Origin of the sequence: Hyphomonas atlantica corrig., from assembly GCF_000682715.1 — a bacterium.
GTDB lineage: Bacteria > Pseudomonadota > Alphaproteobacteria > Caulobacterales > Hyphomonadaceae > Hyphomonas > Hyphomonas atlantica.
Window position 1 is genome coordinate 52262 of the sequence record NZ_AWFH01000056.1, and the last position, 17232, is coordinate 69493.

Genomic DNA, 17232 nt, shown 5'->3' on the forward strand with positions numbered 1-17232 from the left:
GCTTGCCCCGCCCGGCGGCACCCGTCAAGCGACGCCGGAGCTGCTCGTGTCGCCTTCGAGCGCCTTGGCCAGTTCCAGCAGGCGTTTACGTGGGCGCTCACCCAGGCGGTAATAGGCGCGGACCAGTTCCAAAGTCTCTTTCTGTGAAAGAATGTCGCCTTCCATACGCTCCGCATCGTTTGCCGCGTCGGGGGCGTTGGGCGAAGGGATACCGTCGAAGAAATACTGGACAGAAACATTCATTGCCTTGGCCAGCTCAAAGAGGCGGGAAGCTGTGATGCGGTTTGCGCCACATTCGTATTTCTGGATCTGTTGGAAGCGCACGCCTACCTGACTTGCGAGGTCCTGCTGGGTCATGCCCAGAAGGCGGCGGCGGCGGCGAAGGCGCTTGCCTACGTGAAGGTCTGTTTCATCAGCCATATTCAGCTCCTAACGGATGGGACCGGTATCAGTCCCAAAACGGGATAGTTTGGCTGGAGCGACGCAAATGGTGTGCCGTTGGGCACAAATGCCCATTTTTTGGCCTGTAATCTCAAAATGCAGAGAAATCCCGATTCAGTGGTTGCGTTTTGTGCGGCGCAACATAAACCTGTCCTTGCACTCCGGTGCAGACGCCTCTGGCGTTTCCTCCCTTTGACCTTGGCCGCGCTTTCGTAGCGCGGCCCTTTTTTTTGAAAACAAGGTCTTGAGGTTGAAGTGCGTGTGTTGCCTCAGCGGGACGTGATGAGGTCGGCCACGCTCAGGATCTCGGTGACAACGTCGGACAATTTTTGCTGCAGCGGCTCAAAGCCTGCGCTCTGCGTAACCGCATCCTCATTCATATAGAGACCGCGATTGATCTCGATCTGTATCGCGTGGAAGCCGCGCTTGGGCCGGCCATAGCGACGGGTTGTATATCCACCGGCATAAGGCGCGTTGCGTGCGACGCTCAGCCCGAGCCCGCGGAACGCCCGTTCTATCCGGCTGGTCAGACGCGGATCGCAGCTTGATCCGAACCGGTCTCCAAGCACGATATCCGCCAGATTGCGTCGCCCGGGTTGTGTGCTGGGCATGGAGTGGCAATCGATCAGGAAGGCTTGACCGTGTCGCTCCTTCAGGCTGGCAAGTTCGGTGGCCAGGCACTGATGATAGACATCATGAATGCCAGCCAGGCGGGCTTCGCCCTCCGCCCGGGTGAGGAGGCGTGCATAAATGGCTTCGCCGCGGGCAGCGACCCGGGGCAGGCACCCCAGCCCTGCCTCAACTCTTGCTGTCGGCAGTCCGCAAGCGCGTGGTACGCCGTCACTGAACATGCCGGGATCCAGTTCTCTGGGATCGCGGTTCAAATCTGTGACAGTCCGCGCGTATTTTGCGGCAATCAGCAGGCCACCCTGTCCCGGAACGCTCGAGAACAACTGGTCCACGAAGGCATCTTCGGTGCGTCTGACGAGCGCAAGCGGCACGCAAAGGGCCGATTGCATGTCTTGCGGATAGAGGTTTCCGGAGTGCGGGGAGGCAAAAACAACAGGTGCACGCATTTTTTCTGGCGGCTCTAGCCGGAATGGTATGGCGTATCTTGGCAGGCCACGCGTGTTGCCTTCTGGCGTTTGCGAGGTCTGAAAATCCTCAGCCCTGTCAAGAAATTGCGGAGCATCTGTCATCCGGCGCATCGTTTCCCTGTTTGCTTGAAGGTCAAGCCTTTTCGCTGAGCTGCGCCAATATTTGAGCGGTGGATCCTGACAATATTCACGCCTGATTTACCGAACTGCGTCTTTATGCTTAGGGTTATATTGAGAAGAGGGACATTCAGCGTGACCAAGATTCTGCTGGCTGAAGATGATGATTCCATGCGCATGTTCCTGGCCGCCGCCCTGCGCCGGGCGGGACATGAGATTCAGGACTATGCCGACGGCGAAAGCGCCCTGTCCGCGCTGGAGCGTGAAGTGTTCGACCTTCTCCTCACCGATATCGTGATGCCAGGCCTTGATGGCATTGAGCTGGCGCGCCGCGGCGCTGAGCTCGATCCTGCCATGAAAATCGTCTTCATCACCGGGTTCGCCGCTGTTGCCCTGTCATCCGGTGCGCCGACGCCTGCGGGCGCCAAGGTCCTTTCCAAGCCCTTCCATCTCCGCGAAATCGTGGATGAGGTGGACAAGGTCATGGCTGCCTGATGGACCGGGGCGACTCCAACGAGACGCCCAAACTGCTGAAATCTGTGTCGCGTGATGCCGGGCGTCATTTCTTTGATGCGCCCGCCAGAATGAATCTGGATGATTGTATTCTTCGGCTGAAAGATCTCGCCGGCCTGGAGATCATTTCTCTCACGCCGTCCGAACTTGGCCACTGGCTATCTTTTCGGTTTGAGGGGCACGCCTTTTCCGCAAATGATCCATTCGGAGAGGTCTGGTTCTTTGCTGAAGATCCCGAGACGCCGGATGCGCTACTGCAGAAAATTGCACTCTGCGTGGTTACAACGACAAAGCCGTCTTGACGCCGGGCGCTGAATTATCCATTACCCCTGCTTCCGACTGGATCGGGCGGTTAGCTCAGTGGTAGAGCACTACGTTGACATCGTAGGGGTCACAAGTTCGAACCTTGTACCGCCCACCATTTTCCAAAAGCTGTGAAACAAATTCCTGTCCGCTGCGTAGGTTGCGAAAACAGCGGGTTTTCTCATGCTTGATTCCGACTGGCCTCAGTCAGACATGTTTATCGTTTACTACAAGGGCGGCGACGTGCTGGAGGCGGAAAACGTCTCTCATTCGGCGCGCAAGCTGGAGGATCGTCTGTTTCTGGTGTCCACGCCGGAAACCCAGTCAAAGCTCTATCACCACGTTAAACGGCTGGCTCAGCCGGATGCGCTGTTCGTCGGGCGGTTGGCAGCCTTGCCCAAGTTCAAGGGCATGAAAGCCGGTACCACGAAATGGGTCGGAAGCCTGATGAGCGCCTGAGCGAGACCTCTAGGCCTCAAACGGGTCTTTCATCAGGATCACGTCTTCGCGCTCTGGCGAGGTGGAGACGAGGGCGCAGGGCTTTCCGACAAGTTCTTCTAGACGGCGAACATATTTCACCGCTTCGGCCGGCAGATCGGCCCAGGAGCGTGCGCCCTTGGTCGAATCTTTCCAGCCGGGCATGGTTTCATAGATCGGTTCGACAGCGGCCTGGTCGGTGAGGCCAGCAGGATAGTAATCGATTTCCTTGCCGTTCAGCTTGTAGGCGACGCAGACCTTGATCTCGTCAAACCCGTCCAGCACGTCCAGCTTGGTCAGGGCGAGGCCGTTGACGCCGGAGGTGGCGCAAGCCTGACGGACCATGACGCTGTCAAACCAGCCGCAACGACGCGCACGGCCCGTGTTCACGCCAACTTCGCGGCCGATCGTGCCGAGGCGTTCGCCAATCTCATTGTCTTGTTCTGTGGGGAAGGGGCCCGCGCCGACGCGGGTGGTGTAGGCCTTTGCGAGGCCGAGAACGTAGGAGATTGCGCCGGGGCCGACGCCCGATCCGGCAGATGCGTTTCCGGCGACCACGTTTGAAGAGGTCACAAAGGGATAGGTGCCGTGGTCAACGTCCAGCATCACGCCTTGAGCGCCTTCGAACAGGATTCGCTTTCCAGCGCGGACTTCCTCATCCAGCAGTTTCCAGACCGGCTGTGCGTAGGACAGGACCTTGTCAGCAATTTTCAGCAATTCAGCCTTCAGCGCCGGGCCGTCTGGCTCTGGCAGGCCAACACCGGCGCGCAGTGGGCGGTGGTGGGCGAGCAGGCGCTCGATCTTCAGGTCCAGTGCGGCCGGATCTGCCAGATCTGCGACGCGAATGGCGCGGCGGCCAACGCGGTCTTCATAGGCCGGGCCGATGCCGCGCTTTGTCGTGCCGATCTGGCCAGCGCCGAGCGCGCCTTCACGGGCAGCGTCGATGTCCTTGTGCCAGGGCAGGATAAGGGAGGCATTGTCAGACAGGATCAGGGTTTCCGGCGTCACATCAACGCCTTGCGCGCGGATGCCGTCGATCTCTTCCAGCATGTGCCACGGATCAACCACGACGCCATTGCCAATGACGGAGAGTTTGCCGCCGCGCACGAGGCCGGAGGGCAGCAGCGCCAGCTTGAACGTCTTGCCGTCAATGACCAGCGTGTGGCCGGCATTGTGGCCGCCCTGAAAGCGCACCACGACATCGGCGCGGCTGGATAGCCAATCGACGATTTTGCCCTTGCCTTCGTCGCCCCACTGGGCCCCGACAACCACTACTCCGGCCATGATTCCTGCTCCTGAAAGTCCGCCGGGACTTGGGCAGGATTTGAGCGGCAATTGCAAGGGGAAGAGTGAAATACCTTTGTCGCAGGTGGGAGCGGATTCTCCTGTGACCGGAGACGCGGTGTGCGTTCCGGCAGGGTGGGCGCATTGTCGGCTGGCTCAGCCGGAATCAGTCCAGGCCGATATCAGCCTTGCGTTCAGCAGACCGGGAAGGGCGGTCGAGAGTGCGCCAAGCTCGGCGTTGAGGCGAAACGCATTCGGCGCAGGACCCGCCACCGGGCTGGGGCGGCCCTTTGCCTTGAGGCGCTGGAAGCTGCGGGCGAGACGTTTGGCGGCAGCTTCAGGAGATTTCAGGAGGCGATGAAGCGCCCGGACGCGGGCGAGCAATCTGGCCGTGGAGACCGGGCCGGCACGCGCACAACCATTGCGTGCAATTTCTGGAAACGGATCTTATAGGTTGAGTTGTTGTGAGGCTGGCAGGAGGGTGAGATGATATTCCACCGCGCCGGGAAATATGACTATCTCCACGCCGTCCGGCAAATCTGGCGAGGGCGCGCGTTGTTTCGGCGGTGCAAAGACAACATGCAGGCCGAGCGCCATCATGGCGATGAAGGAGGAATCCTTGCTCATGCCACCAAGTGTGGAAGCAGGACGTCTCAGACGGATAAGGCGCGGAACTGCGTGCTGGGATCTGCCCGGTTATGCGATGCCTGAAAGGCCTGCTTCGGCGAGTTCCAGCTGCATGAACTCCCGCCATCTGGCGCCGACCCGCAACATGTCCGCCGTCTTTGCATGGAGGATTGCGGGCGAGAGGTCGAGCGGGGTGTCGCGCTGGGCCGCTACGCGATGATCCCAGAAGGGATGGAAGATTGCCATGTCGCGGCACGTGGACCATGCCCTGATCAGGTGCGTACCATCATCCTGCGGTGCCAGGTCCGGCAGGTCTTCATGATGGGCTGGCGGTACGGCGGCGGTCGCTGTGTTTCCGGGGATTTTGCCAGCGATGGCGCCGCCGAGGCCACGGCCAGTGAAGCCGGCATGGTCGAGCCCAGCAGATTTCAGGCCGAGCTGAATGTAGGTGGCGAGCGTGTCCAGGCTGATCGTTCCACCTTCAGGCAGATCGAATGAGCCGCCATGATGGGGCAGGTCAATCACCCAAACCGGGCGGTCCTTTGCCAGCTCCGCGGCCTGCCCCAGCATTTGCCCGCCGGATTGCCCCGCAGCATGCAGCAGGACCAGGGGCGTCTGACTGCCACCGCCAAGGCGGTAGGCGTGAAGCTGGCCGAAATTCGTACACAGATAGGTTCGGCGGAGATCTGTCGACGGGTCAGGTTTGACCAGCGAACCTGCGTTCGTAGACGGAAGGGCCTGCGTCGCGATCTGTTGTTTCAGGGCGTCTGCCTGAACACCGTAGCGCGCATCAAGACCAGCGCCAGCATGATGGACCGTGATGCACTCAGGCAGGCCCATGTTTATGAGGTCATCCGCAATGTTCTTTACCGGGCTTCCTTGCCAGCGGGTCATGATGGAGGGGACATTCAGCCCATCAAGATGCGCTCGCTTCTCGGAGTGGAGCGCAGCCTTGTACGCTTTGGCGTAATCTTTCCCCGCGAGCAGGTATCGCAGGAATATCGCATGCGTCATGTCAGCCGGCGCAAGGTCCAGCCCCAGGCGTTCGGCCGGATCATCCGAGTTCCACGGGAAAGAGAAGAACAATTGGCGACACATGTCCCAATAGGTCAGCAGGTGGCCGCCATCCCGGCGCGGCGTAACATCCGCGAAATAGCCATTGTCGATCAGGCGCGTCGCCATTTCATCGGAGATGTGGCCGTTGGAATCCAGCATCACGAATCTGGCGCGATCCGGATAGAGCTTGCCGAGTTCTGCCGCAAACTGCGCACCTGTGGCGGCGCCGTAGACAAAGTATCTGTCAAAGCCGAGCGCCGTCATCACGTCATTGAGCACGACGGCGTAGTCGGAAACCGTGGGCGTTTCCAGCGCGATCGCATCCGACCAGCCATAGCCGGGCGTATCCATCGCGATACAGGTGCAGAGCGGGGAGAAGGCGTTGAGGGCGGCGCCCATCGCCCCGGAATGCTGCGGCGAAGGGTGCAGGACGAGCAAGGGCGGGCCGGAGCCTTCGGCGCGGAAGTGAATCTGGCGCCCATTGGGCAGGGTTACATATCCACAATTCGCCATTCACGCGTCTCCGATCTCGCTCGAACTCATATTGTTATATGAATATATCAATTGAGCAGGAATGGCGACACGGAATTTTGGCGGGCTTTATGTACGGCGATGCCCGTGATTGGGGCCCAGTGACCGGGGCCCTTATGGCACCAGCTCATAATCCTCCAGCTTCACCTCCGCGACGGCGTCGGCGTAGGCGCGGGTGTGGCCGGACCAGTTCTGGGTGATCTTGCCGGTGCCGGTCTTGTACCAGCTGTTGCAGGCCGGGTCGGCCCAGACCGTCTTGCCGAGCTTTTCCTGAAGGTCAGCATTGTAGGCGGCCTGTGCGGCTTCGGTCGGCACAAGCGCGGCGGCGCCTTTTTCGTCGAGCGCCTGCAGCGCCTTGAGCGTGTATTCCACCTGGCGCTCCAGCATGAAGGTGATGGAGTTGTGGCCGAGATTGGTGTTCGGGCCGTAGAGGACAAAGAAGTTCGGGAAGCCCGTCACGGTGATGCCGAGATAGGCTTCGGGGCCGTCTTCCCAGGCGTCGGTGATCGACTGGCCATCGCGGCCGATGACATCGACCGACCAGCGCCAGCCTGTGGTTTCGAATCCGGTGGCGAACGCCAGCACGTCGTATTTGTAGGTCTTTCCGTCCACGGTTTTGATGCCGTCCGGCACAATCTCTGCGATGTGATCCGTGATCAGGTCGACATTCGACTGCATCAGTGTGGTGAAGTAGTCGTCCGAGATCAGGATGCGGCGGCAGCCGACAGGATAGTCCGGCGTCAGTTTCTTGCGCATCTCTTCATCCGGCACTTGCTCGTGCAGATGATCCGTGGCGAGGCGCGTAAAGTGCGCCCGGCCCTCCGGTGTCCATTCAAAGGCCTGCCAGAAGAAATAGTCCGCATTCTCATAGATCAGCTTGCGGTTCATTTCTGCGAATTCCATCGCCTTGTCCGGAATGGTGAACATCAGCGCCATCTCCTCTGGCGAGATGAAGCGGTCATTGCGTGGGATGACCCAGTTGGGCGAGCGCTGGAAGACCCCGACATTGGCGCAGGTTTTCGCGACTTCGGGGATAATCTGCACGGCGCTGGCGGCCGAGCCGATAATGCCGATCCGCTTGTCATCAAGTTCAACCGAATGATCCCATTCGGCAGAATGCATGATGGCGCCCTTGAAACTGTCCTTGCCGGGAATATCCGGCCAGAAGGGGCGGTTCAACTGGCCCAGCGCGCCGATCACCGCGTCAGCGGTCAGCGTTTCACCCTTGGAGGTGGTGATGGTCCACATCTTCGTCGCTTCATCCCAGACAGCCTTTTCTGCGGCTTCATTCAGGCGGAGGTTCGGGCGCAGCTGGTAGCGGTCCGTGATCTCTTCGGCATAGGCCTGGATTTCAGGCTGTTGTGGATACACGCGGGTCCAGTTCATCGACTGGGCGAATGAGAGCTGGTAGGCGGCCACAGGCACGTCGCAGGCGCAGCCCGGATAGGTGTTTTGAGCCCAAGTGCCGCCGACACGGCCCGCCTGTTCCAGTATTGTGAAGTCGTAGCCGGCTTCCTGCAGCTTGATGGCGGCGGTCAGCCCACCAAGGCCAGCGCCGATAATGACAATGTGCTTGTCCGGCATGCGTGTTTCCTCCCATTATTTTTATGGGAGGAAGAGTGTCACGACGCCTGCGTTTCACAAGGGGTTCCGCAGCGGGAGGGCTTAATTCCCGAATGCGTAGGTGGCGCGCAGCCCGATATTGTCGATGCCCTGATTGCGGCCATTGCCGAGGATCTGACCGTGGCTGAGGTGCTCGTAGAGCAGCTCCGCCCCCCAGGTCTCGTTGATCTCGTAATGAAGGCCGAATGTCGTGCGGAACAAATCCCGCGAGCCGAACAGGACGTGTTCCTCGGTGAACGCGTCGCCGCGCGGGTCGCCTTGAGGGAAGGGGCTGGCCAGTTCGCCATCATGGATGACATAGCCGACGCTCGGCTCGAAGGTCCATTTGTCGGCAAAATCGAACGACCAGTGCAGGCCGAACCCGCCGAAGCTCGTGTCGCCCTGCGTGTTCAGGCTGCCCATCACATAGGGCTTCGGGCTCCAGATCAGGTCGAGAAAGTCAGGAGAGGCGAAGAGGAGCTCGGCGCTGATGTTCTGGCCGGGCTCCTTGTTCGCATTGTCGCAATCGAGGATGCAGATATTCTCCTGCATGACGCCGAAACGCGCTTCACTGAGAATGTCGGCGCTAGCGGCACCTGAAGCAAGAATGGACGAGCAAAGCAGGAGCGAGACGGCGCGTTTCATATGTTAACCCTATGTAATTTTCCCCAATGAAGGGAGCGAACGCCGCGCCGTCAACTCCGTTCCGTCAGGCTGCGCCGCGAACCCAGCGCAGGGTGGCATTTGCGACACGCTCGCCAAACAGCTCGGCTGTCTTCAGGTCTGAGGCGTCGGGGCCTTCCTCAGCGGACAGGTCAGTCATCGCCTGGGTTGCAAGTCCGTTATAGAAGCCGGCACGGTTCAGGGCGCCGGCGAAGTCGTGTCCGGAGGCGTTGAATCCTGATTTCAAACCGAAATTCACCCAGACCATGCCATGCTGGGCGGCGATGGTGGAGAATTGGTTCAGCGTGCTGGATTTGTCACCTGCGAGCGAACCGGAATTGGTGAAACCAGCAGCAATCTTGTCTTTCCAGGCGTCGGTGAACCATGCCTTGGAAGTGGCATCGAGGAATTGTTTCATCTGGGCAGAGGCCGAGCCCATATAGGTCGGCGCACCGAAAATGATGCCATCTGCGGCGTTCAGCTCATTCCAGGGGCCTGATTCGGGGGAGGCGAGATCTTCGGCTTTGTAGAGCGTGACCTCCGCACCGGTGCTGGCAGCGCCTTTCCGGACGTGTTCGGCGACCTTGGCTGTATGGCCGTAGCCTGAATGATAAACGATGGCGATCTTGGCCATTTGAGAACTCCTTTGCGTGTTGAAAGGAGCAAATAGGGCGGGCCGATCCGCCGATCAGCCCGCCCTTGAAGCATAGTATCTATGCGCTGCGCGTATGAAACGCGCCGCTCTGGCTTAGAATGTCAGCGCTTTCGCATAACGAACTTGCGGCAGCGCATCGAGCTTCTCGATCATGTCGGTTGGCGGAACAGCGTCTACTCCGACCAGTGCGATCGCTTCTTCTCCAGCAGCTGTGCGGCCGAGATGGAAAGTGGCGATGTTGATGTTGGCTTCGCCCAGCATCTGGCCCAGCGCACCGATGAAGCCCGGCGTGTCCAGATTGTTGATGTAGAGCATGACAGGCGAGAAGTCGCCTTCCAGCGCCATGCCCTTCACTTCGACGATGCGCGGCTGTCCGGCGATGATCGTGCCGGCCAGTGTCCGCCAGCCGCCTTCGGGGGCGTTCTTGGTCGCTTTGGTTTTCACCTTGATGCGGATCAAGCTGTCATAGACCGGGCTGTCCTCAGTCTTCGTCTCGGTCAGCTTGACGCCGCTGTCGGCCAGTATGGCCGGGGCGGAGACCATGTTCACATCGCCGCGGGAGGCGCGCAGCAGACCTGCGAGCAGGGCGGCCGTCAGCGGCTTGCGGTTCAGGTCAGCCACTTCGCCTTCATACTCGATGACGACTTCGTCATAGCCGAAGTCAGAGATCTGACCGGCGAAGCTGCCAATTTTTTCGGCCAGCGTTGCGAACGGCTTGATGCGCGGGGCTTCTTCAGCGGTGATGGACGGCATGTTCAGCGCATTCGTGACCGCGCCGGAAAGCAGATAGTCGGCCATTTGCTCCGCCACCTGAAGGGCGACGTTTTCCTGTGCTTCAGTCGTCGCCGCGCCAAGGTGCGGCGTAGCAATGAAGTTTGGCGTGCCGAACAGGGCGTGCTCTTTCGCCGGTTCCTCGGCGAATACGTCGAAGGCTGCAGCAGAAATATGGCCGCTTTCCAGCAAGTCTTTCACCGCGAGTTCGTCGACCAGGCCACCCCGGGCACAGTTGACGAGGATGACGCCCTTCTTGGTTTTCTCAAGCGCCTCTCGGGACAGGACATTACGGGTTTGATCTGTAAGCGGAACGTGCAGCGTGATGACATCTGCGCGGGCGAGCAATTCTTCAAGCTCGACTTTCTCAACGCCCAGTTCAACGGCGCGCTCTTCCGTCAGGAACGGGTCATGTGCGGCCACTTTCATCTTCAGGCCAATGGCGCGCTCCGCAACGCGGCTGCCGATATTGCCGCAACCGATCAGGCCGAGCGTCTTGTAGGAAACTTCCGTTCCCATGAAGTCTTTCTTCGGCCATTCGCCAGCTTGTGTGCGGGCATTGGCGGCCGGGATCTGGCGGGCCGCAGCAAACATCATGGCGATGGCGTGTTCTGCCGTCGTGATGGCGTTGCCGAATGGCGTGTTCATGACCACCACGCCTTTGGCGGTGGCGGCTTTGATGTCGATATTGTCGACACCAATTCCGGCGCGGCCAATGACTTTCAGATTGTCAGCGGCGGCAATGACATCTGCATCCGGTTTACAGGCAGAACGAACGGCAAGGCCGTCATATTGTGGAATGATCTCGATCAGCTCTTCTTTTGAAAGGCCAACCTTGATGTCGGTTTCGATTCCGCGCGCCTTGAAAATATCGACGGCGGCGGGGCTGAGTTTGTCAGCGATCAGGACTTTGGTCATGTGTCTGTCTCTTCATGAGCATTGAGGGCTGCGTCCCCCATCCTCAGCAGGGCCGAGGATGAGAGAGGGCAGGAAAAGCAAGTCTGGACGTGGCCTTACAGTGCCGCGACTTCTTGAGCGAAGGCCCAGTCGAGCCACGGTGTCAGCTTGGCGACGTCGGATGGCTCAACAGAGCCGCCACACCAGATGCGCAGTCCCGGAGGGGCCTTGGCGTAACCGGCAGCGTCATAGCATGCGTTCTCAGCTTCGAGCCGTTTCATCATCGCCTTGACGAAGGCACGCTGGCCCGCTTCGTCCAGACCGGCAACGCGCGAATCCGTGATTGTCAGTGTAACGCCTGTGTTCGAACGAAGATCCGCATCCGGACAGAGGAAATCGATCCAGTCGGTTTTCGCGACCCAGTCCGTCAGATGGGCAAGGCTCTCATCGGAGCGAGCCTTCATGCCCGTCCAGCCACCAAGGCTCTCGCACCAGTCGAGCGCCTGAAGATAGTCTTCCACGCATAGCATGGAGGGCGTGTTGATTGTTGCGCCCTGGAACAGGTCTTCGTTCAGCTTTCCGCCCTTGGTCATGCGGAAGATTTTCGGCAGCGGACGGTCTGGCGTGTAGGTTTCCAGACGGCGGACGGCATTCGGTGACAGGATCAACATCCCGTGAGCTGCTTCACCGCCCAGACATTTCTGCCAGGAATAGGTGATGACATCGAGCTTTTCCCATTCGATGTCCTGTGCAAAGGCAGCAGAGGTCGCGTCGCAGATCACGACACGGTCCGGGTTTGGCTTGATCCAGTCGGCATTGCGCACGCGCACGCCGGACGTGGTGCCGTTCCATGTGAAGATGATGTCGGCATCGTCGCGTGCCTTTTCGAAAGGCGGCAGCTCGCCGTAATCGCCGACATAGGTGTTGCAGTCAGCAAGCTTCAATTGCTTGGTCGCGTCGGTAACCCAGTCCTGGCCAAAACTTTCCCACGCGAACACGTCCACAGGCTTTGCGCCCAGCATGGACCACATGCACATCTCGACCGCGCCCGTATCGGACGCCGGCACGATGGCCACGCGATAATCATCCGGAATGCCCAGAATGCTTTTCGTGCGATCGATCGCGGCTTTCAGCTTCTTCTTCGCATCGGCAGAGCGGTGCGAACGGCCCAAGGCGGCGGTTTCAAGATTTTGAAGGGAAAATCCGGGACGCTTTGCGGTCGGTCCGGAAGAAAAATGCGGGCATGCTGGCAGCACGCCGGGTTTGGCGACATCGGTCATCTGTTTTACTCCTATCCTCACAGATAGGCTGAGCGCCGTTGGGGGCGCCTGGCCCGCCGCGTCTGTCTCACATTTCCTTGGCGGGCGCAAATGACAATATTGCGTCGTGTGCAGGTCGGTGGTTCAGTAGAGCGCATGACCCTGACCATTCAGCCATTGTCGGGCACTCTCGGCGCCGAAATCTTCGGGGCAGACCTTCTCAGCGGCCTGTCGAATGCCGAGTTCGATGAGATCCATCAGGCATTTCTCGATCACAAGGTGATCGTTTTGCGCGGCCAGAACGGGCTGACGCCGGACCAGCAGAAGGATTTCGCGCGGCGGTTCGGCACGCTGAATATACACCCATATGTGAAGGGCATGGACGGCCATCCGGAGCTGCTGGAAATCATCAAGGAACCGGACGAGAAAACCAATTTTGGCGGCGGCTGGCATTCCGACATGAGCTTTCTGGAGGAGCCGGCCCTAGGGTCTGTGCTGCACGCCATCGAAGTGCCGCCCTATGGTGGGGACACGCTGTTTGCCGACCAGCAGGCGGCTTATGATCGCCTGTCAGATGGGCTCAAGGCGACGCTGGAGGGCATGACGGCGATCCATACGGCCAGCAAGGAATACGGCGCCGATGGGTATTCGGCGGCGGTGCGCCAGTCGATGGACGCGAAATCAGCGCCCGATGCGCCGGAATTCGAACATCCCGTGATCCGCACCCATCCGCAGACGGGCCGCAAGGGCCTGTTTATCAATCCTGCCTTCACGCTGCGCTTTGCGGGCTGGAGCCGGAAGGAAAGCCGGCCGCTGCTGACCTATCTGTTCGACCTGTCCCGCGAGGAGCGCAATACATGCCGCGTGCGCTGGCAGGCGGGGGATGTGACCATGTGGGACAATCGCTGTGTCTGGCACTACGCTTTGAATGATTATCACGGCTATCGACGCCACATGCGCCGCGCCACGATCAATGGCGACCGACCCCGCTAATCGAGGTTGCTGAGCACGCCCCAGGCGATCAGGGCCTGACCGCCATAATAGAGAAACCAGAGTGCGATGGAGGGCAGGGCGCGTTTCGGCGCATCTGCTGGCCTGACAAACAATTGAAACGACAGGATCACATCTGACGCGATGAACATGAGCGCACCCAGCAGGACGGGAAGATAGGCGGGGTCTAGCCGAAGCGCTGCTGCGCCCATCATCAGGATGATCGCGCCATATCCGATGACCGGGAAACGCATGTCTTTCGTTACCCATGGCGCGAGCCAGCGGATAAAAACGACGCCGCAGGCGATAAGGCCAATCTGTGCGGCGAGGATCAAGAGCGTCCGATCAGCCTGTGGCAGGGCCCAGAACAGCGCAATATAGGCAATATGCGCCGCGAAGAAGGCGCCCATGCCGGGCAGCAGGAATTTGTCGTTCTCATCAGCCTCAAGGAAGAAATCGCCAAGCGCGCTCAGAGCCAGCCCAGCCACCAGCAGGACCGGGCCGCCAAGCAAATATGCCCACAGCGCGAGCAGGGCGGTGGAGCCGGTTTTCACAATCAGTTTGAGCAGGCTGTGCGGACGCCAGCAGAATGCAACGCCGTACAGGGCGCCGAGAGCGATCGATGCGAGCAGGACGCCGGTTGAGAGTGTCACTGGATCAGTCTTCGCGTCTGACTGGTTCGGGCATGCGCAGCAGGCGGCGCGCCATTCCGCGATGTACGTCCTTCACATGCATGCCCACAATGCCGAGCGCTGTGGCGAGCACGGTTGCGTCGTCCGTAAAGCCAAGCCCAGCCAGGAAATCCGGCATCAGATCGATTGGCATCACGAAATAGGCCGCCGCTGCAAACAGAACGCCTTTTGCCTTGAGTGGCGTGTCCGGATCGCGCGCCGCGAAATAGGCTGCCGCTAGGTCATCCGCAAACGGTATCTTTCCGGCGACTTTCAGCAATTTCGGCACGAGGCCTTTCGCGCCGCGCTCCATACGCTCCACCGATTGCGGCGTGAACCGGCCATCGGCGTCCTGCACCATGTTTATTATTTCCGCTGCGTCAGACATTGCGAACTCCTGTCAGCACTATAGACCAATAGTGTATCAACAAAAACAAGGGAGGGCAGCAGCCCATGGAACTGAACTCTAACATCTCTGCAGTCATCACCGGCGGTGCGTCTGGTCTCGGCGCAGCGACAGCCCGCAAACTGGCCGCACAAGGCGTCAAAGTTGCCCTGTTCGACCTGAACGAAGAAAAAGGTGAAGCTCTCGCCAGCGAGCTTGGCGGCGTTTTCTGCAAAGTGAACGTCACCGATGAGGCGTCTGTTGATGCCGGCTTTGAAAAGGCTCGCGCGGCAAACGGCCAGGAGCGTATCCTTGTGAACTGCGCCGGCACCGGCAACGCGATCAAGACCGCCAGCCGCAACAAGGAAACCGGCGAGATCAAGCATTTCCCGCTCGATAAGTTTGACCTGATTATCCAGATCAATCTGGTGGGTACCTTCCGTTGCATCGCCAAATCTGCCGCTGGCATGATGTCGCTGGACCCGATTGACGGGGAGCGCGGTGCGATTGTGAACACCGCATCTGTCGCGGCTGAAGACGGACAGATGGGGCAGGCTGCCTACTCTGCCTCCAAGGGCGGCGTGGTTGGCATGACGCTGCCGATCGCACGTGACCTGTCGCGTGAACTGATCCGTGTGAACACGATCCTGCCGGGCATCTTCGACACGCCGCTCATGCAGGGCGCACCGGACAATGTGAAACAGGCGCTGGCCGCTTCCGTGCCGAACCCGGCCCGTCTTGGTAATCCGGACGAGTATGCCTCGCTCGCCTGCGAAATGATCAAGAACGGCTACTTCAACGGTGAAGACGTCCGCCTCGACGGCGCGATCCGCATGTCGCCGCGCTGATCGGCCAAAGCCCTTCAGGAACGCTTCAAGGCCCGCTCCCGAAAAGGGGCGGGCCTTTTTAATGGAAGCGGGCCGCGAGGAAGACAGGGAGCCCGGCTCCCGGTCGTCCCCGTTACTGTCCCTTGCGTTGTTTCACGCCTTCCTCATCAGCAATCGCACGATCTTCTTCGTCGAAGATGATTTCTGCTTCTTCTCCCTTGCCATAGGCCCGCGACTTCTTCGCGAGCGCAGACATGGACTCTCTCATCGAGCCCTGTCCAACGGCCATGGTCTTGGATGCAGATACGCCGACGGCCTCTGCATCATCGAACCGGGCGAATTCTGCGCCCAGGAAAACGACTTCCCAACCCTTGGCCTCGGCGCGATCGAGCGCAGCTTTTGCGCCATCCCTGGTCAGTTCACGGGAAGAATTCTCAAGGCCATCGGTCATGATTACGATCACGGCCTTTTCAGGATTGTCTGCCTCGGCGCGGGAGACGATGCGTCCGATGGCATCGAACAGGGGGGTCATGCCGCGTGGATTGGCTTCGTCGTTTGTGACGTTTGTCCAGTTTTCTGCCGTCACCTTGTCGCGCAGCACGTCAAACTGCATGCCATCCTGATAGTCAAATATGGCGAGCGTGACATCTGTCTTGATGTCATCGCCTTCGATCTCTCCCTCGTCGGCTTCGCCAACGCTGGCGGCGTAGGCGTTTACAGAAGTGAGCGCTTCATCCCAGATGCTGCTCATGGAGCCGGTTCGGTCCAGCAGGATGTAGGAATGCACCGCCCCCGGATCATCTTCGGGTTCCGGTGCGGGTATCTTGGCGGAAGCCTGTCCCATCAAGGAGATGGCGGCTGCGCCAGCGGCGAGCGTGGTGATGAGCTTTTTCATGCGTGCGTCCCTTCCCAGTAATCAACGATCTGGCCACCCGGCCTGATGTAGATCAATGTCTGGGCGAAATCAGGCACACATGTGGCATTAACGCGTTGTTAGGAAGGTAATCGGGTGCGAATGATGGTCCGCACCCGGTTAATATGACTGACTGTTCATTTTCAGCAGCCAGCGTCTCCCGATGTTGATAGGATTGATCAGGCGAATTGTGGCGCGATCTTCAGATTTCGCACCCAGCCGATCTTTTCCATCGCGAGCAGGATGGTGCCGTTATAATCGACAATCCGGTTCCACAGGCCGCGGCGCGGGCGGTGCAGCGCACTGACCGGCTGGTCGTGGTGATGATCGTGGAAGGCTTCCCCGCCGGTGAGCAACCCGATGACGTGATCAGCCCAGAGCGGAGTCTTCAGGTGGCCGAGCACATTGATGCCATAAACGGTGGCGTGGAACTGAATGGCGCGACCGATCACGACCGAGGCGTGGATCAGCGCGGTCAGCAGGAGCGAGCCACCGGCGGCCCATACGACGAGATAGATCGCCGCCGGGATGACGAGGTGCACCACCAGGCTGATCTCATTATAGAAGCGGTCCATCCAGACGACGGCTGGCTGGTTCTTCAACCACATGGCCAGCGGGCGCTGTGTGTCCTTCTTGTCGCGCCACAGGATCCAGCCAACCCACGCCCAGCGCTTGGACTCGAAGGGGTTGTGCGGGTCGCCCGGCTTGTCGGAGAAGCGGTGATGCTGCGAGTGATAATTCACCCAATCCTTCACATTGCCCTGCATGGCGATCACGAGATTGATCATGGTGACAATCTGGCCCGGCATGGCCAGTTCGCCGGCCCGGTGCTGCAGGATGCGGTGAAGCGGCCCGATGCCAGCATTACAGACAAAGATCGACGCGCCGATTACGGCAACGGCCAACGGAATGTACCACCAATGGAAGGTCAGCTGGGTCAGGGCGAGGCCCAGCACGATCATGGTGATGAACAGGGCCAGGCCAAGCGCGGGATAACCGAAGGCCGAGAAAAAGCTCGCATAATTGAAATTTTTCCATGTCTTTGGAATGGCGAGCGAGCGGGGCAGCGTCATTGAGTTCCTCCAGTGAACCCGCCTGAGGCGGGCCGTGTTTTATAGAAGTGTCCGGCAATGCGGATTGCTAAAGACTTAAG

General features: G+C 59.8%; 20 protein-coding genes and 1 tRNA gene. 6 read left to right on the top strand and 15 right to left on the bottom strand.

Features of this window, described 5'->3' with window-relative positions; all coding sequences use genetic code 11:
* Window positions 1-24 precede the first annotated feature (24 nt).
* Together HY36_RS14255 and HY36_RS14260 are read right to left on the bottom strand one after the other, a co-directional pair.
* Window positions 25-420 carry a helix-turn-helix domain-containing protein gene (locus HY36_RS14255; RefSeq protein ID WP_035554240.1) on the bottom strand — a complete coding sequence of 132 codons (396 nt, stop codon included), beginning with the start codon at window positions 418-420 and terminating at the stop codon, window positions 25-27.
* A 290-nt stretch (window positions 421-710) separates the two neighbouring features.
* A complete protein-coding gene (locus HY36_RS14260; protein WP_241764218.1) occupies window positions 711-1640 on the bottom strand; it encodes an N-formylglutamate amidohydrolase in 930 nt (309 codons plus the stop codon).
* A gap of 150 nt (window positions 1641-1790) precedes the next feature.
* Here HY36_RS14260 and cpdR point away from each other — a divergent pair, with 150 nt between their 5' ends.
* The 4 genes from cpdR (at window position 1791) to HY36_RS14280 (ending at window position 2930) form a co-directional block, all read left to right on the top strand.
* Complete coding sequence (gene cpdR / locus HY36_RS14265; RefSeq protein ID WP_035554241.1) at window positions 1791-2150, top strand: cell cycle two-component system response regulator CpdR; 360 nt, start codon at window positions 1791-1793, stop codon at window positions 2148-2150.
* Entirely contained in the window at window positions 2150-2470 is a 321-nt protein-coding gene (locus tag HY36_RS14270) for a hypothetical protein (RefSeq protein WP_035554243.1), read from the top strand. Before cpdR ends, HY36_RS14270 begins: the two co-directional genes overlap by 1 nt.
* Window positions 2471-2514: 44 nt before the next feature.
* A tRNA-Val gene (locus HY36_RS14275) sits at window positions 2515-2589 on the top strand.
* Between the two features lie 65 nt (window positions 2590-2654).
* Window positions 2655-2930: a hypothetical protein gene (locus HY36_RS14280; protein WP_035554245.1), complete on the top strand. Its 276-nt coding sequence runs from the start codon at window positions 2655-2657 to the stop codon at window positions 2928-2930.
* Between the two features lie 9 nt (window positions 2931-2939).
* Here HY36_RS14280 and HY36_RS14285 read toward each other — a convergent pair whose 3' ends face one another.
* The 9 genes from HY36_RS14285 to HY36_RS14325 form a co-directional block, all read right to left on the bottom strand.
* Window positions 2940-4232: an adenylosuccinate synthase gene (locus tag HY36_RS14285; protein WP_035554247.1), complete on the bottom strand. Its 1293-nt coding sequence runs from the start codon at window positions 4230-4232 to the stop codon at window positions 2940-2942.
* Between the two features lie 156 nt (window positions 4233-4388).
* Window positions 4389-4616, bottom strand: a complete 228-nt coding sequence (locus tag HY36_RS14290) for a hypothetical protein (RefSeq protein WP_035554249.1) — start codon at window positions 4614-4616, stop codon at window positions 4389-4391.
* A 63-nt stretch (window positions 4617-4679) separates the two neighbouring features.
* Window positions 4680-4859 (bottom strand): hypothetical protein, encoded by a 180-nt coding sequence (locus tag HY36_RS14295; protein WP_035554251.1) that lies wholly within the window; start codon window positions 4857-4859, stop codon window positions 4680-4682.
* A gap of 69 nt (window positions 4860-4928) precedes the next feature.
* Entirely contained in the window at window positions 4929-6428 is a 1500-nt protein-coding gene (locus HY36_RS17915; RefSeq protein WP_051602825.1) for an alpha/beta hydrolase, read from the bottom strand.
* A 132-nt stretch (window positions 6429-6560) separates the two neighbouring features.
* Window positions 6561-8030 (bottom strand): flavin-containing monooxygenase, encoded by a 1470-nt coding sequence (locus HY36_RS14305; protein WP_035554254.1) that lies wholly within the window; start codon window positions 8028-8030, stop codon window positions 6561-6563.
* A gap of 81 nt (window positions 8031-8111) precedes the next feature.
* Complete coding sequence (locus HY36_RS14310; protein ID WP_035554256.1) at window positions 8112-8693, bottom strand: acyloxyacyl hydrolase; 582 nt, start codon at window positions 8691-8693, stop codon at window positions 8112-8114.
* Between the two features lie 64 nt (window positions 8694-8757).
* Window positions 8758-9345, bottom strand: coding sequence for a flavodoxin family protein (locus HY36_RS14315; RefSeq protein WP_035554258.1), 588 nt, complete (start codon window positions 9343-9345; stop codon window positions 8758-8760).
* A gap of 114 nt (window positions 9346-9459) precedes the next feature.
* Window positions 9460-11055: a phosphoglycerate dehydrogenase gene (gene serA, locus HY36_RS14320; RefSeq protein ID WP_035554259.1), complete on the bottom strand. Its 1596-nt coding sequence runs from the start codon at window positions 11053-11055 to the stop codon at window positions 9460-9462.
* Between the two features lie 95 nt (window positions 11056-11150).
* Complete coding sequence (locus tag HY36_RS14325; protein ID WP_035554262.1) at window positions 11151-12314, bottom strand: phosphoserine transaminase; 1164 nt, start codon at window positions 12312-12314, stop codon at window positions 11151-11153.
* Between the two features lie 90 nt (window positions 12315-12404).
* Between HY36_RS14325 and HY36_RS14330 the strand changes: the two genes are divergently transcribed.
* On the top strand, window positions 12405-13286 hold the full coding sequence (locus HY36_RS14330) for a TauD/TfdA dioxygenase family protein (protein ID WP_241764219.1): 882 nt from the start codon (window positions 12405-12407) through the stop codon (window positions 13284-13286).
* On the opposite strand, the gene HY36_RS14335 is transcribed toward HY36_RS14330, so the two are convergent.
* Complete coding sequence (locus tag HY36_RS14335) at window positions 13283-13936, bottom strand: lysoplasmalogenase (RefSeq protein ID WP_051602826.1); 654 nt, start codon at window positions 13934-13936, stop codon at window positions 13283-13285. The genes HY36_RS14330 and HY36_RS14335 overlap by 4 nt on opposite strands.
* A 4-nt stretch (window positions 13937-13940) precedes the next feature.
* Entirely contained in the window at window positions 13941-14342 is a 402-nt protein-coding gene (locus HY36_RS14340; RefSeq protein ID WP_035554266.1) for a YkvA family protein, read from the bottom strand.
* A gap of 65 nt (window positions 14343-14407) precedes the next feature.
* On the opposite strand from HY36_RS14340, the gene HY36_RS14345 reads away from it, so the two are divergent.
* On the top strand, window positions 14408-15187 hold the full coding sequence (locus HY36_RS14345) for an SDR family NAD(P)-dependent oxidoreductase (RefSeq protein ID WP_035554268.1): 780 nt from the start codon (window positions 14408-14410) through the stop codon (window positions 15185-15187).
* A 112-nt stretch (window positions 15188-15299) separates the two neighbouring features.
* Here HY36_RS14345 and HY36_RS14350 read toward each other — a convergent pair whose 3' ends face one another.
* The gene (locus HY36_RS14350; RefSeq protein WP_035554270.1) at window positions 15300-16061 is read right to left on the bottom strand and encodes a vWA domain-containing protein; all 762 of its coding nucleotides are present in this window, start codon (window positions 16059-16061) and stop codon (window positions 15300-15302) included.
* A 197-nt stretch (window positions 16062-16258) separates the two neighbouring features.
* On the bottom strand, window positions 16259-17152 hold the full coding sequence (locus HY36_RS14355) for a stearoyl-CoA 9-desaturase (protein WP_035554272.1): 894 nt from the start codon (window positions 17150-17152) through the stop codon (window positions 16259-16261).
* Between the last annotated feature and the right edge of the window lie 80 nt (window positions 17153-17232).

Bases quoted from the DNA above. Each gene is read 5' to 3' on its own strand.
- HY36_RS14285 (WP_035554247.1), bottom strand. From the start codon at position 4,232: ATGGCCGGAGTAGTGGTTGTCGGGGCCCAGTGGGGCGACGAAGGCAAG.
- HY36_RS14255 (WP_035554240.1), bottom strand. From the start codon at position 420: ATGGCTGATGAAACAGACCTTCACGTAGGCAAGCGCCTTCGCCGCCGC.
- HY36_RS14340 (WP_035554266.1), bottom strand. From the start codon at position 14,342: ATGTCTGACGCAGCGGAAATAATAAACATGGTGCAGGACGCCGATGGC.
- HY36_RS14325 (WP_035554262.1), bottom strand. From the start codon at position 12,314: ATGACCGATGTCGCCAAACCCGGCGTGCTGCCAGCATGCCCGCATTTT.
- HY36_RS14305 (WP_035554254.1), bottom strand. From the start codon at position 8,030: ATGCCGGACAAGCACATTGTCATTATCGGCGCTGGCCTTGGTGGGCTG.
- HY36_RS14270 (WP_035554243.1), top strand. From the start codon at position 2,150: ATGGACCGGGGCGACTCCAACGAGACGCCCAAACTGCTGAAATCTGTG.
- HY36_RS14345 (WP_035554268.1), top strand. From the start codon at position 14,408: ATGGAACTGAACTCTAACATCTCTGCAGTCATCACCGGCGGTGCGTCT.
- HY36_RS14330 (WP_241764219.1), top strand. From the start codon at position 12,405: ATGACAATATTGCGTCGTGTGCAGGTCGGTGGTTCAGTAGAGCGCATG.
- serA (WP_035554259.1), bottom strand. From the start codon at position 11,055: ATGACCAAAGTCCTGATCGCTGACAAACTCAGCCCCGCCGCCGTCGAT.
- HY36_RS17915 (WP_051602825.1), bottom strand. From the start codon at position 6,428: ATGGCGAATTGTGGATATGTAACCCTGCCCAATGGGCGCCAGATTCAC.
- HY36_RS14280 (WP_035554245.1), top strand. From the start codon at position 2,655: ATGCTTGATTCCGACTGGCCTCAGTCAGACATGTTTATCGTTTACTAC.
- HY36_RS14310 (WP_035554256.1), bottom strand. From the start codon at position 8,693: ATGAAACGCGCCGTCTCGCTCCTGCTTTGCTCGTCCATTCTTGCTTCA.
- HY36_RS14295 (WP_035554251.1), bottom strand. From the start codon at position 4,859: ATGAGCAAGGATTCCTCCTTCATCGCCATGATGGCGCTCGGCCTGCAT.
- HY36_RS14315 (WP_035554258.1), bottom strand. From the start codon at position 9,345: ATGGCCAAGATCGCCATCGTTTATCATTCAGGCTACGGCCATACAGCC.
- HY36_RS14355 (WP_035554272.1), bottom strand. From the start codon at position 17,152: ATGACGCTGCCCCGCTCGCTCGCCATTCCAAAGACATGGAAAAATTTC.
- HY36_RS14260 (WP_241764218.1), bottom strand. From the start codon at position 1,640: ATGACAGATGCTCCGCAATTTCTTGACAGGGCTGAGGATTTTCAGACC.
- HY36_RS14350 (WP_035554270.1), bottom strand. From the start codon at position 16,061: ATGAAAAAGCTCATCACCACGCTCGCCGCTGGCGCAGCCGCCATCTCC.